Origin of the sequence: Comamonas halotolerans, from assembly GCF_030162935.1 — a bacterium.
Classification (GTDB): domain Bacteria; phylum Pseudomonadota; class Gammaproteobacteria; order Burkholderiales; family Burkholderiaceae_C; genus Comamonas; species Comamonas halotolerans.
Map to the genome: position 1 here is coordinate 446248 of NZ_JASAUZ010000012.1, position 17378 is coordinate 463625.

The following is a 17378-nucleotide window of genomic DNA, read 5'->3' on the forward strand; positions in this document are numbered from 1 at the left end:
ACGCAAAACACCCGTCAGAGCCTAGGGCGATGACGGGTGGTGTTGCTTACTTGTTGCGCTGGATGGCTTCGATCACTGTGGCTGACACATTGTCAGCAGTGAAACCAAAATGCTTGAAGAGTACGCCGGCAGGGGCGGACTCACCGTAGGTGTCGATGCCGACCACAGCTGCACAACCGTACTTCCACCAGAAGTCGGTCACGCCCATTTCCACCGCGATGCGGGGAATGCCTGCAGGCAGTACGGAAGTCTTGTACGCCACGTCTTGCTTGTCGAATGTGGTGGTGCTGGGCATGGAAACCACGCGCACGGCAATCTTTTGCTCGGCCAGTTGCTTTTGCGCAGCCAGTGCCAGCTGCACTTCAGAGCCGGTGGCAATGATCACGGCCTGGGCCTTCTTGCCCTTCAGGCCGACGTCCTTGGGCTCGGACAGCACGTAGGCGCCGTTGGCGATGTTGTCCAGGGCTGTCTCTGCCTTGGGCGAGTAAGCCAGATTCTGGCGGCTCAGCAACAGCGCGGTGGGCTTGTTCTTCTGGCTCAGGGCCACAGTCCAGGCCACGGCAGTTTCAGTGGTGTCGGCGGGGCGCCATACATCCAGGCCGGGGATCAGACGCAAAGAGGCCGCGTGCTCGATGGACTGGTGGGTAGGGCCGTCTTCGCCCAGGCCGATGGAATCGTGCGTGAACACATGCACCACACGTTGCTTCATCAGTGCAGCCATGCGGATCGCATTGCGGCTGTAGTCCGAGAAGGTCATGAAGGTGCCGCCGTAGGGGATGTAGCCGCCATGCAGTGCCACACCGTTCATGATGGCTGCCATACCGAACTCACGCACGCCGTAGTTGATGTGGCGGCCAATCTTGCCGTCTTCAGTCTTGACCACGTTGCCTTTGTCGTCCACGCGGAAAGCGGGAGTGGACTTGGTGTTGGTCAGGTTGGAGCCGGTCAGGTCGGCAGAGCCACCCAGCAGTTCGGGCAGGGCGGCAGTCAGCCCTTCCAGCGCCAACTGGCTGGCCTTGCGGCTGGCCACGGTAGCAGCCTGGTCGTGTGCATCAGAGGCAATCTTGGCAGCCACCTCCAGGAAGTTGGCGGGCAGATCGCCGGCCATGCGGCGCTTGAACTCTGCGGCTTGCTCGGGGAAAGCCTTGGCGTAGGCAGCGAACTTCTTGTTCCATGCTGCTTCGGCCTTCTTGCCAGCGGCCTTGCAGTCCCAGTCTGCATAGACTTCGGCAGGGATTTCAAACGGTGCAGCGGTCCAGCCCAGCGCTGCGCGGGTCAGGGCGATTTCTTCTGCACCCAGTGGCTCGCCGTGGGCCTTGGAAGTGTTGGCTCGGTTGGGCGAGCCCTTGCCGATGTGTGTCTTGCAGCAAATCAGCGTGGGCTTGTCCTTGCTCTTCTTGGCTTGGGCAATGGCAGCGTCCACGGCATCTACATTGTGGCCATCCACGTCACGGATCACGTTCCAGCCGTAGGCTTCAAAGCGGGCAGGCGTGTTGTCAGCGAACCAAGGAGTCACCTTGCCATCGATGGAGATTTCGTTGTCGTCCCACAGGGCGATCAGCTTGTTCAGCTTCCAGGCACCAGCCAGGGAAGCCGCTTCGTGCGAGATGCCTTCCATCAGGCAGCCGTCGCCCATGAACACGAAAGTGTGGTGGTCCACGATGGCGTGCTTGGGCTGGTTGAACTCAGCGGCCAGCAGTTTTTCAGCCAGCGCAAAGCCCACTGCATTCGTGATGCCCTGACCCAGAGGGCCGGTTGTGGTTTCCACGCCGGGTGTGATGCCCACTTCGGGGTGACCGGCTGTCTTGCTGTGCAGTTGGCGGAAGTTCTTCAGCTCTTCCATGGGCAGGTCGTAGCCGCTCAGATGCAGCAGCGCGTAAATCAGCATTGAGCCGTGACCGTTGGACAGAATGAAACGGTCACGATTGGCCCAGTGTGGGTTTGCAGGGTTGTGCTGCAGGTGGCGGCTCCACAGCGCCACGGCCATATCGGCCATGCCCATGGGGGCACCGGGGTGGCCGGAGTTAGCTTGTTGCACTGCGTCCATAGCCAAAGCGCGGATCGCATTGGCCATCATTGGGGTGTTTGCCATGGGAAGAGAATTCCGGAGGGGATTGATATTCAAAGATGGGGGGATTTTACCGATGTGCATCAAGCGCGGTTTCCATGCGATTACATAGCCCCCTGTATCGCCTACAGTGTGGGTTGCAGAGCGTGCAGACACGCGTTAGGAATTGATAAGTGATGAGCCCTATTTCCCTTCCCGCCATGTTGCTGGCCGCAGGCCGCGGCGAGCGCATGCGCCCGCTGACCGACACCACCCCCAAACCCTTGCTGACCGTGCAGGGCAAGGCTTTGCTTGACTGGCACATGGCCGCATTGCAGCGGGACGGCGTGCGTGAGGTGGTGGTGAATACGGCATGGCTGGGTGAGCAGATCCCGGTGCACCTTGATGCACGCTGGTTACAACAGGGCATGCAGCTGGGGTATTCGCATGAGCAGCAGGACTTTGGCCATGCCCTTGAAACTGCGGGCGGTATTGTGCGTGCCTTGCCGTTGTTGGGAGATGCCTTCTGGCTGGCTGCTGGCGATGTGTATGTGCCAGACTTTGTTTTCGACAATGCCACGGCACAAGCCTTTGCACAATCCGATGATCTGGCCCATGTGTGGCTGGTGCCCAATCCGGCGCACAACGCCAAGGGCGACTTCGGCTGGGTGGAAAGCACGCCGGGTAGTGGGACTGGGCGTGCGGTCAATTTGCCGCCAGCGGATGTGTCACGCGATCTGCGCCCTCGCTTGACCTACAGCACCATTGCCTTGCTCAAGGCGGAACTGTTTGGTGCGCCGTGGTGCGATATTGCTGCAGGTAATCCTGAGGGTGTTGCTGCACCGCTTGCTCCCTTGCTGCGCAAGGCCATGGATGTGGGGCGCTGCGGCGCCACACTCTATACCGGGCGCTGGACGGATGTGGGCACGCCCGAGCGTCTGGCGGCATTGAACGCTGCTGCCTAAGCTGGCTGGAGCAGTAGTCGCAGCATACTTTTTTCTTGGAAGATATCGCCGCAGTGGTATTCACGCTACGGCACGGGGCACGCATGGCTTGGTGGGAATACACGCAATTGTTTGTGGTGGTGGCGCTGGCATCCATGTGCCAGAACCTCACAGGTTTTGCGTTCGGCTTGATCTTTGTGGGGGTAGCTGGTGCGTTGCACCTGATGTCGATTGCCGATGCAGCCAATGTGGCATGCCTGCTGTCACTGGTGAACGGTGCAGTGTATTTGCGCAGCCATCCGTTCGAGCCGCGATGGGATGTGCTCAAACCCCTGGCCATCACCAGCCTGCTGGGCACGGTACTGGGGCTGGGCATGCTGCAGTGGTTGAGCGGTAGCGCCTTAGGGGTGTTGCGCATGGTGCTGGGTGTGGCGATTGTTGTGTGCGCCGTTGTCTTGTTGATCCAGAAGACGCAGCGATCTACGCCATCACCGTGGTCTGCAACGTGGCTGGCGGGCGGGCTGGCAGGCGTTCTTGGTGGCTTGTTTTCAACCTCCGGGCCACCCTTGGTCTATCACCTGTATCGCCAGCCTTTGTCAGTGCTGGTGGTGCGTCAAAGTTTGCTGGCCCTGTTCTTGATGGGTAATGTGCTGCGTCTGGGTGTGGTGATGGTCATGGGAGAGTTGGCTTGGTCGTCCGTAGTGGTCAGCGTCGTGGCCTTGCCTGTGGTGACGTTGGTGACGTGGTTTTTTGCCAAACACCCTCCACCACTGCCCCAGCGTGTGCTGCAGTGGCTGGTGTGCGCCTTGCTGATGCTGGCAGGCTTGAGCCTGCTGTGGTCGGCGCTGTAGTCTGGAAAGAAAAGAAGCACAGACAAACCAAGGCCTTACGCCAAGCCGTCATCAGAGCGCAGTACCATCTGCGGCATGACTTCTGTTTACGCACAACGCCGCGCACGCCTGGCTGCCCAATTGGGCGATGGCGGCATTGCCATCATTCCAACGGCACCTGAGCGCGGTCGCAACCGCGACAACAGTTATCTGTACCGGCACGACAGCTATTTTTACTATCTGACAGGCTTTGGCGAGCCGAATGCCTGCCTGGTGCTCAAAGCCGATGGCAGCAGTACATTGTTTTGTCAGCCCAAGGATCTGGAGCGCGAAATCTGGGACGGTTATCGCCTGGGCCCCGAAGCCGCTGTGGCCACTTTGGGTGTGAGCGAAGCGGTCTCTACGAATGACATTGATACACGACTGCCTCGCCTGCTGGAAAATCAGGCGACCGTCTGGTGGCCTTTTGCGACGCATGACGGGCTGGCTGCCCGCGTGGAAGGGTGGCTTCAGCAAGTGCGCGCACGCACGCGTGCTGGTGCGCTGTGTCCTGCGCAGCAAGGTGATGTGTGTACCTTGCTCGATGAAATGCGCCTCATCAAAGATGTGCACGAACTGAACATCATGCGCCGCGCCGCGCAGATCAGCGCTCGCGCTCATATTCGTGCCATGCAGCGTTCTGCGCGCATGCTGCGCGCGGGAGAAGATTGCCGCGAATACCACCTCGATGCCGAGTTGCTGCACGAATTCCGTCAAGGAGGTGCCAATGGCGTGGCCTATGACTCCATCGTCGCAGCAGGCGCTAACGCCTGCGTGCTGCACTACCGTGCCGACAAAGCGCCGGTGCGTAGCGGCGATCTGGTGCTGATTGATGCGGGCTGCGAACTGGAAGGCTACGCCAGCGATATCACCCGCACCTTTCCCGCCAATGGCCGCTTCACCGGCCCACAGCGCGCGCTGTATGAGCTGGTGCTGGAGAGTCAAAAGGCCGCTGTTGCCGCCACCAGGCCGGGCAACCGTTTCAACGATCCGCACGATGCCACCGTGGCAGTGCTGGCACAGGGCATGCTGGATGTGGGCCTGCTCGACAAAAGCACTTATGGCAATGCCCAGGATGTGATCGCCCAGCGTGCCTACTTTCAGTTCTATATGCACCGTACCGGTCACTGGCTGGGCATGGATGTGCACGACTGTGGCAGCTATGTGGAGCCTGCCGAGATTGACCAGAGCAAGCAGCACACCGATGCGCTCACCGCTCAGGTGGTCACCAGTCGCCCCAGCCGCATTTTGTGTCCCGGCATGGTGACCACGATTGAGCCTGGCATTTACGTGCGTCCCGCTCCTGGTGTGCCTGAGCAGTTCCACCACATCGGCATTCGTATTGAAGACGACGCTGTGGTAACAGAGTCCGGCTGTGAGCTGATCACCCGCGAGGTGCCAGTTGAAGCCGATGCCATCGAAGCGCTGATGCGCGACTGATACAACACGAGTACAGACACTGAACGCTATGGAAATGCAAGAACTCTATGTCCGCCGTGCGACCAAGATTGTGGCAACTCTGGGCCCGGCCTCCAGCGATCCTGAACTGCTGGCAAAAATGATTGCCACGGGCGTGAACGTGGTGCGGCTGAACTTCAGTCACGGCACTGCCCAGGACCATATTGACCGCGCGGCCGCTGTACGCGCAGCCGCTCAGCGTGTAGGCCGTGAAGTGGCCATCATGGCAGACCTGCAGGGGCCCAAGATTCGTGTCGGCAAGTTTGCCGAAGGCAAGGTTCTTTTAGTGGAGGGCTCGCCGTTTGTGCTGGATGCCAGCCGCATCGAACCGGGTGACATTCATGGTGTTGGCTTGGATTACAAAGAGCTGCCACGCGATGTGAAGACAGGTGATGTGCTGCTGCTCAATGATGGTTTGATTGTGCTGACGGTAGACCGTGTGCTGGGCCAGGCGGTCCACACCATGGTGACGGTCGGTGGCGAGCTATCCAACAACAAGGGTATCAACAAACGGGGGGGAGGCTTGACTGCTCCTGCGCTGACCGCTAAGGATATGGAAGACATCAAGACTGCCATGGCGCTCGGTGCGGACTATGTGGCGGTGAGTTTCCCCAAAAATGCGACTGACATGGAGATGGCGCGACAGCTGTGCACCGTAGCCGCTGCGGACACCAGCCATCGCCCGGGACTGATTGCCAAGATTGAGCGCGCGGAGGCCATTCCGCTGCTGGATGAAATCCTCAAGGCTTCGGACGGCATCATGGTGGCGCGTGGAGACCTGGCAGTGGAAGTCGGTAACGCGGCTGTACCTGCCCTGCAAAAGAAGATGATCCGCATGGCGCGCGAGATGGACAAGGTCGTGATCACTGCGACCCAGATGATGGAGAGCATGATCACCAACCCTGTGCCAACGCGTGCTGAGGTGAGTGATGTGGCCAATGCCGTGCTGGATGGCACTGACGCCGTGATGCTGAGTGCCGAAACAGCAGCTGGCCGGTACCCGCTGGAGACCGTGCGTGAGATGGCCCAAATCTGCGCGGCCGCAGAGGCGGCGGAAGATCGCAGCCAGGATGCTCAGTTTGGAGATCGTGAGTTCAAGCGTATTGACCAGGCGATTGCGCTGGGCGCGCTCTTTACAGCCAACAAGCTGGGAGCCAAGGCCATTGTGGCGATGACGGAAAGCGGCTCCACGGCGCTTTGGATGAGCCGTCACCGCATTCATACCCCGATTTATGCGCTGACGCCCAATGTCAGCACCCAGCGCAAGATGGCGCTGTACCGTAATGTGCGCCCATTGCTCATGGATACCAGTACCGAGCGTGACAAAGCGCTGGTGCAGGCGGAAAGCCATCTGCGAATGCGCGGTATTGTGCAGACTGGAGATGTCTATGCCATTACCTGCGGTGAGCCCATGGGCCAGCCTGGGGGCTCCAATATGCTGAAAATTTGTTGCGTGAAGTAAATCCGTAGACAAGCAGTTGGCATCAGCTCTGCATATCAAGGCAATTGCTTGGCGCAGTCGCCAGAATGGGCATGGGCGGTTAAAATCGAAAGTTACCATGCGGTTACCGCCGCCAGAATTTTTTAGCTCAACCTTATCGGACCACGAACATGCCTTTGATCTCGATGCGCGAAATGCTCGACCATGCCGCTGAAAACGGCTATGGCATCCCCGCCTTTAACGTCAACAACCTGGAACAAGTTCAGGCAGTGATGTCGGCAGCTGATGAAGTCGGCGCGCCCGTGATCTTGCAGGCTTCCGCAGGTGCCCGTAAGTACGCAGGTGAGCCCTTTATCAAACACCTGATCCAGGCGGCCGCCGAGATGTATCCGCACATTCCCCTGGTGATGCACCAAGACCACGGCACCACACCTGAAGTCTGCCGCGGCGCATTGGCTCTGGGCTTTGGCTCGGTGATGATGGACGGCTCTTTGATGGGCGACGGCAAGACCCCCTCGTCCTTTGACTACAACGTGGACGTGACCAAGCAAGTGGTGGCCATGGCCCACGCGATTGGCGCGACGGTGGAAGGCGAGTTGGGCTGCCTGGGCAATCTGGAAACCGGTGACGCTGGCGAGGAAGACGGCATTGGTGCCGTGGGCAAGCTGGATCACAGCCAAATGCTGACCGACCCCGAAGAAGCTGCCGTGTTCGTGCGCGAAACTCAACTGGATGCATTGGCCATCGCCATTGGCACCAGCCACGGTGCTTACAAGTTCAGCCGTCCCCCTACAGGCGACATCCTGTCCATCCAGCGCGTCAAGGAAATCCACGCACGTATTCCCAATACTCACTTGGTGATGCATGGTTCTTCGTCGGTGCCTCAAGAGCTTCTGGCCATCATCAACCAGTACGGTGGCAAGATGAAGGAAACCTACGGCGTTCCCGTCAAGGAGATTCAGGAAGCCATCAAGTACGGTGTGCGCAAGGTGAATATCGACACTGACATCCGCCTGGCCATGACCGGCGCGGTGCGCAAGTTCATGGCAGAGAACCCCGATAAGTTTGATGCCCGCGAATGGCTCAAACCTGCCCGTGAGGCTGCCAAGCAGATTTGCAAGGCACGCTATCTGGAATTCGGCTGCGAAGGTCAGGGTGCCAAGATCAAGGGCTACACCCTGGAACAAATGGCCAAGAAGTACATTGCTGGTGAGCTGGCTCAAGTGGTGAACTAATTACCCCCACTCACAGTTGCGCGCCAGTTAAAGCAATCAGCTGCATAAGCGACCCGCATGGCAATGTCATGCGGGTTTTTTTATGCCTTTTTGGTGACTCCCGGTGCTCGCTCTACGCTTGTTTGTTACTTTTTGCAACCTGTTTAAGGGGTATCCATATTGCGCATGCGGCATGTCCTTATTGCATATATTCATGCAAAATTGGTGAAAAGTTGTTCACAATTGAGGCAACAAGGAATTTTTATGAGCACTCACATTCTTCGTCGCACTCTGATTGCTTGCGGTGCCGCCATGCTGGCAGCAGGTCCCGCTTTCGCTGATGAGGCTGCTACCTACCCCAACAAGCCCGTGACCATCGTGATCGGCTACCCTGCTGGCGGATCAACCGACCTGGTGGGCCGACTGGTGGCCAATGAGATTGAAAAACACCTGGGCCAATCGGTGGTGGTGGAAAACCTGGGTGGTGCTGGTGGCGCCATTGGTGCGCAGAAGGTGGCCAATGCCAAGGCAGACGGCTACACCTTGCTGGTGGGCGCCAACAATGAAATCGCCATTGCCAACCAGATCAACAAGGCCGTGAAGTACAAGATCACTGACTTCACGCCTATCGGTATGGTGGCCTCACAGCCCATGGTGCTGGTGGCTTCTGCAAAGGCTGGCGTAAAGACACCCCGTGAGTTTTTTGATGCTGTGAAGGCCAACCCCGCCAAGTTCAGCTACGGTTCTTCGGGCGTGGGCACGGCACTGCACCTGGCGGGCGAGATGATGAAGGACCAGGGCAAGATCAACATGCAACACGTGCCTTACCGTGGTGTGCCTGCGCTGACCAATGACGTGCTGGGCAACAACATTGAGTACGGTGTGTTCGTGCTGTCTTCTGGTCTGCCTTTGATCAAGGCAGGCAAGGTGACTGCGATTGGCACCACAGAAGCCAAGCGTTATGCTGCAACGCCCGATGTCCCTGCACTGGCGGAGCTGCCTGAGTTCAAGAACGTGGACATCAACTCCTGGTTCGCGATGATGGCACCAGCTGGTTTGCCTGCACCTATCGCTGTGAAGATCAAGTCGGCTCTGGACAAGACCATGGCTTCTCCCGAGTTCCGCAAGAAGATGGAAGATGCCGGCGCTGCCGTGATGGATAGCAAGATTGATGCTGGCAAGTACATCAATGGCGAAATCGCCAAGTACAAGAAGATCATCGACGTAGCTAAGATTGAGCTGTAATTGCGCTCGGTTTTAGCCAGGCTGCACCGTTGCATGTAGCAAAAAGGCCCGTTTGGCATTGCCAGGCGGGCCTTTTTTATGTCTGTACCAACAGCGCGCAAATGATCTATTTTTGAAGGCGCACAGGCTCCAGCGCTTCCAGCTTCACGCCTTGCCTCAACAGACTGTCGTCAATTGGCTCGTCGAGCAAAAGATTGCGGGCCAGCAGGCTGTAGCCTGCAGCACTTTGGATGCCGTATCCGCCTTGTGCGGCCACCCAGAACAGGTTGGGCACGGTGTCGTCCCAGCCAATTACCATCTCGCCGTCGGAAACAAATGAGCGCAGGCCTGCCCAAGTGTGTGAGGGGCGGCGGATTTGGAGGGTGGTTGCCTGCTCGATATTCCAGATGCCAGTGGCAATATCTTCCTCTTCGGGCTGCACGTCGTGCGGGTAAGTTGCATCGGCGTTGGCGGGAGAGCCGAGCAACTGTCCAGCATCGGGCTTGAAGTAAAAGCTCTCATCCGCGCTGATCACGGCGGGCCAGTGCGAAGCATCCATGCCTTCGGGGACGGGGAAGGTGAAAGCACTGCGACGCGCAGGCACCAGGCCAATGGCACGCGCTCCGGCCAGCTCACCAATGCCATCGGCCCAGGCTCCAGCCGCATTCACCACGATGGGGGTTTGGGCGCTGCGGCCATCGGCCAGTGTCACGGCCCATGTGCGCGTGCTGCCGTCGTGTGTGAGCGCCGCTACTTCTGCGTTGCACCAGAGTGCACCACCAGCCTGGCGCAGGCCTCGCAAAAAGCCTTGGTGCAGGGCATGGACATCAATGTCACGTGCTCCATCATCCATAAATCCATCCACGATGCTGGCAGCCAGCACAGGGACGATGGCCCGCAGAGCCTCACCATTCAAACGCAGGGCATCAGGGGAGTGCCGTACGGCCTCGGCGTAGGCCGCATCAATCAGCGGCTTCTGCGCTGCCGTACCCACATACATCACACCGCGTGGATGCAGGATGGGGGTGTCGGCAAAGCCTGCGGGAGGTCGCTCATAAAACGCACGGCTGGCGCGGGTGAGGGCCTGCACCTGCTCCGGGCCGTAGTGTTCTTCAAACAAGGCCGCCGAACGCCCTGTGGTGTGGTAGCCAGGCTGGCTTTCGCGCTCAAGTACCAGCACGCGCTGACCGGCCTGCGCCAAGCGCCAGCCAACAGAAGCGCCAGCCATACCTGCACCAATGACGACCACATCCCATGCTTGCTTGTCCATGGCTACTCACTCTCAATTCTTTGACATGCACGCTGACCTTGCACCGATGCTCTCCTGCATGCAGGCCGTGCTCTGTGATTATCTGGGTTTCTAGTCTTGGCAGACGATGCGAAGCATCGAAGGCCCATGAAAAATTCTTCCGTCGTGATACAGCGTTGTGCAGCATTGCCCCCGCTGTTGGCGTTGCAAACAAGGAAGTAATCAATCATGCAAGTTAGCAAGTTCCACCTGGCATTGACGCTATGCGCCGGGCTTGTGGCCACCACCATGGCCTTGGCAAAAGTACCCTCCGCCGAGGCAGACAAGTTGGGCAAAGAGCTCACCTGCACGGGTGCAGTGAAAGCCGGTAATGCGGAGGGCAGCATCCCACCATTCACTGGAAAAATTCTGGGTGTGCCTCCCGGTGTCCAATTTGCCAAGTCGCAGGGGGCGTTCCAGCCAGACATCTACGCCCATGAAAAACCGCTGTTCGAGATCACTGCGGCCAACATGGACAAGTACGCTGACAAGCTCTCCGATGGGCAAAAAGCCTTGCTCAAAAAGTTTCCCAACACCATGCGCCTGCCGGTGTATCCCGGTCACCGCGACTTTCGCTATGACGATGCCATTTGCGCGGTGATCAAGCGCAACGCGCTGGAAGCCGAAGTCATCAGCGATGGCAACGGTGTCAAGGGCTATATGGGGGCCATTCCCTTTCCTATCCCCAAGACCGGTCTGGAGCTGTTCTGGAACAGCATGATTCCAAGCCGCGCCAGCACCGAGGATGTGGAGCGTGACATGGCCATCGTGGGGGCCAGCGGCTCCGTGGCCTGGGCCAGAACGCGCTATGTGCAGCTCAGCCGTTATGACTCGCCGGAAAATCTGGGCAAGCCCAACGAGGGCAAGTACGCCTGGGTGACCAATTTCACGCTGCTTCCAGCGCGCGAGAAGGGGAATGTGATCCTGTCGATCGAGCCCATGGACTTCGGCACAGACAAGCGCCTGGCCTGGAGCTATGACCCCGGCACGCGGCGGGTGCGCCAGTTGCCGGAGTTTGGTTATGACCAGCCCGTACCAGGCTCTGCAGGCAAGGTGACACTGGATTCAGACCGCTTGTTCAACGGTGCTTCGGATCGTTACGAGTGGGAGCTCAAAGGCAAGCGAGAGCTGTTTATTCCTGCCAATGCATTCCGCCTGCACCAGCAGATCAAGTACGCAGACTTGCTGCACACCGGCCACCCCAATCCTGCCTATACGCGCTATGAGCTGCGTCGTGTATGGGTGCTCGAAGGCAAGTTGAAACCCAACTACCGTCATCTGTACTCCAAGCGCGTGATGTTCATTGATGAAGACACGGGCCACGCGGTTTCCAGCGATTTTTATGACGTGCGTGGCCAGCTATGGCAACACGGAGAAATCCACTACTACTATGCCTACGACATCAACAGATGGCATGCTGGCACATCGTTTTACTACGACCTGAACTCGGGAGCCTATGTGGGCATGAATATGTTCCAGGAGCGTGCCAAGGCCCCCATTCTGGGGCGCAATGATCTGAGCCCGAAGCAGTACACGCCAGAGGCGCTGCGCAATATGGGCAACTGAGCCTCCCGGTGACGCATATATATGAAAAAGAGAGGCCCTGGGCTTCTCTTTTTCTTGGGCTGATACGGTTTCAGCGTTGCAGGTAGGTGCGCAGATAGTGGCCAGTATGGCTTGCGGCATTCTGCGATACCTGCTCCGGCGTGCCAGTGGCTACCACCTGGCCTCCCCCAGCACCACCTTCAGGGCCCATGTCGATGATCCAGTCGGCCGTTTTGATCACGTCCAGGTTGTGCTCGATCACCACAATGGTGTTGCCCGCATCGCGCAGCTGGTGCAGCACTTTGAGAAGCAGTTCCACGTCGGCGAAGTGCAGGCCGGTGGTCGGTTCGTCCAGGATGTAGAGTGTGCGCCCTGTGTCGCGCTTGGACAGCTCTTGCGCCAGTTTCACGCGCTGGGCTTCACCACCGGAGAGCGTGGTTGCGCTTTGGCCCAGGCGGATATAGCCCAGGCCCACATCCAGCAGTGTTTGCAACTTGCGCGCAATGGTTGGCACGTCTTTGAAGAAGGCATGGGCGTCCTCCACCGTCATGCCCAGCACGTCGGCAATGTTTTTGCCTTTCCAGTTCACTTCCAGCGTTTCGCGGTTGTAGCGCTTGCCATGGCAAACATCGCAAGGGACATACACATCAGGCAGGAAGTGCATTTCCACCTTGATCATGCCGTCGCCCTGACAAGCCTCACAACGGCCACCGGCCACGTTGAAACTGAAGCGCCCCGGGCCATAGCCGCGTTCACGCGCAATGTTGGTTTCGGTGAACAGCTCGCGAATGGGTGCAAACAAGCCTGTGTAGGTGGCAGGATTGCTGCGGGGCGTGCGACCAATGGGTGCCTGGTCTACATTGATGACTTTGTCAAAGTACTCCAGGCCTTCCAGCGCCTGGTGGGGTGCGGGCTCGGTGCTGGCGCGATAGAGCTGGCGTGCCACCTCAGCATAAAGCGTGTCGTTGACCAGGGTGGACTTGCCGGAGCCGGACACACCCGTCACGCAGGTGAACAGCCCGACGGGAAACTCCACCGTCACATCGCGCAGATTGTGTCCACTGGCACCGACCACGCGCAGGCTTTGCAGCCCATGGTGGTTGACGGGCTCCGTGCCAGGAACAGCAGGGAAGCCTGTCTTGGGTTTGGTATCGGACTCCTCTGTCTTGACAGGCAGCCAGGGCGTACGGCGCTTGGGCGTCGCGATGCGTTTAGCGCCGCTGAGGTACTGGCCGGTAGGGGAGTGTGGGTGGGCCTTGACTTGCTCGAATGTGCCTTGGGCCATTACCTGTCCACCGTGGACACCGGCTCCAGGACCCATGTCGATGATGCAGTCGGCTGCGCGCATCATGTCTTCATCGTGCTCGACCACGATCACACTGTTGCCAATGTTGCGCAGGTGTTCCAATGTGGCAATCAGGCGATCATTGTCGCGCTGGTGCAGGCCAATGCTGGGCTCGTCCAGCACATACATCACTCCGGTGAGGCCGCTGCCAATCTGGCTGGCCAAGCGAATGCGCTGGGATTCCCCACCCGACAGCGTGTCCGCACTGCGATCCAGGCTCAGGTAGTTCAAGCCCACATCCAGCAAAAAACGCAGCCGGGAGGCAATTTCGTTCACGACTTTCTCGGCAATTTCAGCCTTGTTGCCTTGCAGCTTCAGTGTGCTGAACCATTGATAGGTCTCAGACAGTGTTGTCGCGCTGATTTGATAGATGGCCCGGGCTTGCTCGCCTTCGCCCAGGCGAACAAAGCGCGCTTCACGGCGCAGGCGTGACCCCTGGCAGTCCGGGCAGCTGCGAATGCTACGCAGGCGTGACAAGTCATCGCGCACGATTTGTGAATCCGTCTCGCGCAGGCGGCGTGCCATGTTTGGAATCACGCCTTCAAACACATGCTCGACCATCGTGGCTTTGCCATCGCCTTCGTAGGTGAAGGCAATTTTTTCGCTGCCCGAACCCCAGAGCACCACGTGCTGCACGTTTTGGGGCCAGCTCTCAAATGCGGCGTTCACATCCTGGTCGTAATGCTTGGCAATGCTTTGCAGCAGCGTGAAGTAGGTGCTGTTGCGGCTGTCCCAGCCTGCGATAGCACCGTTGGCCACGCTTACAGATGGGAAGGGTACGACTTTGTCAGGATCAAAGTCTTCGCTCAGCCCCAGCCCATCGCAAGTGGGGCAGGCGCCCATGGGCGAGTTGAACGAGAAAAGGCGTGGCTCCAGCTCTTCAAGCGAGTAAGTGCACAGTGGGCAGGCAAAGCGGCTGCTGAAGATGTGCTCTTCGCCGCTGTCCATGTCCACGGCCAGTACGCGCCCGCTGGATGCATCGCCGCCAATGCGCAAAGCGGCTTCCAGGCTTTCGGCCAACCGCTGCTGCAGGTCAGGACGTACCTTGATACGGTCCACGACGACATCAATGTCGTGCTTGGAATTTTTGTCCAGAGATTTGAGATCTGCGGCATCCATCACGACGCCATTGATACGAAAACGGATATAGCCCTGGGCCTGCATTTGTGTGAACAACTCGGCAAAGTCGCCTTTGCGCTGGCGCGCCACAGGTGCAATCAGCATCAGCTTGCAGCCTTCAGGCAGAGCCAGGATGGAATCCACCATCTGGCTGATGGTTTGTGCTTGCAGCGGCAGGTTGTGCTCTGGGCAGTACGGGGTACCTGCGCGTGCGAACAGCAGGCGCAGGTAGTCATTGATTTCGGTGATCGTTCCCACGGTGGAACGTGGGTTGTGGCTGGCTGCTTTTTGCTCGATGGCGATGGAGGGCGACAGGCCTTCGATCAAGTCGACATCGGGCTTGTCCAATTGCCCCAGAAATTGACGCGCATACGCCGACAGGCTTTCTACATAGCGACGTTGGCCTTCGGCATACAGCGTGTCAAATGCGAGACTGGACTTTCCGGAGCCGGACAGTCCCGTCACCACTACCAACTGGTTGCGTGGGATGTCCAGATCAAGGTTTTTGAGGTTGTGCGTGCGCGCACCGCGGATGCTGATGTGCGTATGCCCAAGGGCATGGCCCAGATAACGCCCGGCAGTATCTGGTGTATCTACTGGCAGTGAGGTTTTCGAAGCGGCAGTCACAGGCAAACGGTGTGCAAGATAAATCATCCATCATAGAGATTTGCCGCAAAGCATGTGTAGCGGGGGAGAGCCCAATCGCAGACAATAAGGGTTTGGTGCAGGCAGCCTTAACTTGCCTTGCTGGCCGCAAGCGCGGCTTTTTTTGCCGTTCCCATCTGGTTTTACCGCGTGTCTCAGCCCCACAACGAATCCCTCTCCACAGCCTCTGGTGCCGCAATCAGCGGCAAGATGACCTCGCAGGAATTGCGTGCAAGCAGCAGCCTGGCGCTGATTTTTGCGCTGCGCATGCTCGGTCTGTTCCTGGTGCTGCCCGTGTTTGCGCTGGAAGCGGCGAAATACCCTGGTGGTAACGATACCGCCATGGTGGGCTTGGCCATGGGCTTGTATGGCCTGACGCAGGCCGTGTTTCAGCTTCCTCTGGGCATGGCTTCCGACCGCTGGGGGCGCAAGCGCATCATCGTGGCCGGCTTGGCCGTGTTTGCGGTAGGCAGCTTGTTGGCTGCGCTGGCAGATTCGCTCACGGGTTTGATGGCCGGGCGTGCGCTGCAAGGGGCAGGTGCGGTGTCGGCGGCAGTTACGGCATTGATGTCTGATCTGACGCGTGACAGTGTGCGAACCAAGGCCATGGCCATGGTGGGAGCGTCAATTGGCCTGATGTTTGCGCTCGCCCTGGTGCTGAGCCCGCTGTTGGCCGCATGGGTGGGCTTGTCTGGCATCTTTGGACTGACCTTCGCTTTGGCATTGGCCGGTATGGCGGTCGTGCTGTGGGTGGTGCCCCCGGAGCCTGAGCAGCAAAGCAATGCGCCCCGTGGAAAGCCCCATGAGCTGCTGCTGCATAAAGATTTGCTGCGCCTCAATGCTGGTGTATTCATCCTGCACACCGTGCAGATGGCCATGTGGGTGGCAGTGCCTGCGCTGCTGGTGGCAGCGGGTTTGAGTAAAGAAGGCCACTGGAAGGTTTACTTGCCTGCGGTGGTGCTGTCATTCGTCGCCATGGGGGCGCTGTTCTCCATGGAACGCAGGGGCAAGCTGCGTGCAGCCTTGCTCAGCGCCATTGCTCTGGTGCTGATGGTGCAATTGGGCCTGGGGGCTGTGGTGCAGACGACCGTACAACCCTCGCTGATGCTTATGGGATTGCTGATGTTTCTGTTCTTTGTGGGCTTTAACGTGCTGGAAGCCAGTCAGCCCAGCCTGGTCTCGCGCATGGCACCTGTCCATTTGCGCGGTGCTGCTTTGGGGGCTTACAACACGTTGCAATCTCTGGGCCTGTTTGCTGGCGGTTTTATAGGTGGTGCTTTGGCTAAGTGGGGCGGCATGCCTGCGCTGTTTGGTGCAACAACGGTTTTGATGGTGCTGTGGCTGCTGATTACATGGCCTTTGCAGCCAGTAGGCCGACCTGTTCGCGCCTAAAAATAGAGCATTGAGCGCCTGATATTCAAAGAAAATCAACACTTTCCGATCTGGAAGTATTTGTATTAAAAGATGGGCTGCTCACTTTTTTGAAAAATTCGTCGTTCCGGCACCACGTGTCTGGTTTGCATTTTCAATCTGCGTGCAGAGCATGAAAACATGCGTTAAGCTGCGGCCCTACAGCCTGCCGGAGGGGCTGTACTTCACTTAATTTGGTTCGGGACCTCCCCCTTCTCGCCCGAACTACCTGTACAGGATTTTCATCATGGCATCCGTCAATAAAGTCATCTTGGTTGGTAATCTGGGTCGTGACCCCGAAATGCGCACCTTCCCCAGTGGAGACCAAGTTGCCAACGTCACCATCGCCACGACCGACCGCTGGCGCGACAAGAATACCGGTGAGAATAAAGAGTCCACCGAATGGCATCGTGTGGTGTTCAATGGCCGCTTGGCCGAAATCGTGGGTCAGTACCTGCGCAAAGGCAGCCAGGTTTATGTAGAAGGCAGCTTGCGCACACGCAAGTGGACCGACCAAGCCACCGGCCAAGAGCGTTACGCCACAGAAATTCGTGCCGACAGCATGCAAATGCTCGGTAGCCGCCAAGGTATGGGTGGTGGTCAGCAAAACCAGGGCTATGGCGATGACGCAGGCTACGGTGACAACGGCGGTTATGAGGCTGCGCCGCGTCGCCAAGCGCCTGCACCACGCCAGGCAGCGCCTGCACCTCAGCAGCGCATGGCACCTCCTGCGGCGGCTCCCGCACCGGCGGCTCCACCACCTCAGCGTGCGGCATCCGGTTTTGATGACATGGACGACGATATCCCGTTCTAAGCGAGCATCTGGCTT

The 17378-nt window shown here is 58.7% G+C and carries 12 protein-coding genes; 9 read left to right on the forward strand and 3 right to left on the reverse strand.

What is annotated here, in order from left to right:
* Positions 1-46: 46 nt before the first annotated feature.
* On the reverse strand, positions 47-2092 hold the full coding sequence (tkt, locus tag QEP11_RS09345; protein WP_284336355.1) for a transketolase: 2046 nt from the start codon (positions 2090-2092) through the stop codon (positions 47-49).
* A 152-nt stretch (positions 2093-2244) separates the two neighbouring features.
* Here tkt and QEP11_RS09350 point away from each other — a divergent pair, with 152 nt between their 5' ends.
* The 6 genes from QEP11_RS09350 to QEP11_RS09375 all read left to right on the forward strand — a co-directional run bounded on the left by QEP11_RS09350 (position 2245) and on the right by QEP11_RS09375 (position 9218).
* Entirely contained in the window at positions 2245-3012 is a 768-nt protein-coding gene (locus tag QEP11_RS09350) for a nucleotidyltransferase family protein (protein ID WP_284336356.1), read from the forward strand.
* A gap of 35 nt (positions 3013-3047) precedes the next feature.
* The gene (locus tag QEP11_RS09355) at positions 3048-3842 is read left to right on the forward strand and encodes a sulfite exporter TauE/SafE family protein (protein ID WP_284336357.1); all 795 of its coding nucleotides are present in this window, start codon (positions 3048-3050) and stop codon (positions 3840-3842) included.
* 75 nt (positions 3843-3917) lie between these two features.
* A complete protein-coding gene (locus QEP11_RS09360) occupies positions 3918-5300 on the forward strand; it encodes an aminopeptidase P N-terminal domain-containing protein (protein WP_284336358.1) in 1383 nt (460 codons plus the stop codon).
* A gap of 34 nt (positions 5301-5334) precedes the next feature.
* Complete coding sequence (pyk, locus tag QEP11_RS09365) at positions 5335-6780, forward strand: pyruvate kinase (RefSeq protein WP_284336403.1); 1446 nt, start codon at positions 5335-5337, stop codon at positions 6778-6780.
* Between the two features lie 149 nt (positions 6781-6929).
* Entirely contained in the window at positions 6930-7994 is a 1065-nt protein-coding gene (gene fba / locus QEP11_RS09370) for a class II fructose-bisphosphate aldolase (RefSeq protein WP_284336359.1), read from the forward strand.
* A 243-nt stretch (positions 7995-8237) separates the two neighbouring features.
* Positions 8238-9218, forward strand: coding sequence for a Bug family tripartite tricarboxylate transporter substrate binding protein (locus QEP11_RS09375; protein ID WP_284336360.1), 981 nt, complete (start codon positions 8238-8240; stop codon positions 9216-9218).
* Between the two features lie 106 nt (positions 9219-9324).
* Here QEP11_RS09375 and QEP11_RS09380 read toward each other — a convergent pair whose 3' ends face one another.
* Positions 9325-10467: an NAD(P)/FAD-dependent oxidoreductase gene (locus QEP11_RS09380; protein WP_284336361.1), complete on the reverse strand. Its 1143-nt coding sequence runs from the start codon at positions 10465-10467 to the stop codon at positions 9325-9327.
* Positions 10468-10674: 207 nt separating this feature from the next.
* Here QEP11_RS09380 and QEP11_RS09385 point away from each other — a divergent pair, with 207 nt between their 5' ends.
* Entirely contained in the window at positions 10675-12051 is a 1377-nt protein-coding gene (locus QEP11_RS09385) for a DUF1329 domain-containing protein (RefSeq protein ID WP_284336362.1), read from the forward strand.
* Between the two features lie 70 nt (positions 12052-12121).
* Here the strand turns inward: QEP11_RS09385 and uvrA are convergent, their stop codons facing one another.
* Entirely contained in the window at positions 12122-15121 is a 3000-nt protein-coding gene (gene uvrA / locus QEP11_RS09390; RefSeq protein WP_413788708.1) for an excinuclease ABC subunit UvrA, read from the reverse strand.
* A 228-nt stretch (positions 15122-15349) separates the two neighbouring features.
* Between uvrA and QEP11_RS09395 the strand changes: the two genes are divergently transcribed.
* On the forward strand, positions 15350-16531 hold the full coding sequence (locus QEP11_RS09395; protein ID WP_284336405.1) for an MFS transporter: 1182 nt from the start codon (positions 15350-15352) through the stop codon (positions 16529-16531).
* A 265-nt stretch (positions 16532-16796) separates the two neighbouring features.
* Positions 16797-17363, forward strand: a complete 567-nt coding sequence (ssb, locus tag QEP11_RS09400; protein ID WP_284336363.1) for a single-stranded DNA-binding protein — start codon at positions 16797-16799, stop codon at positions 17361-17363.
* Positions 17364-17378 lie beyond the last annotated feature (15 nt).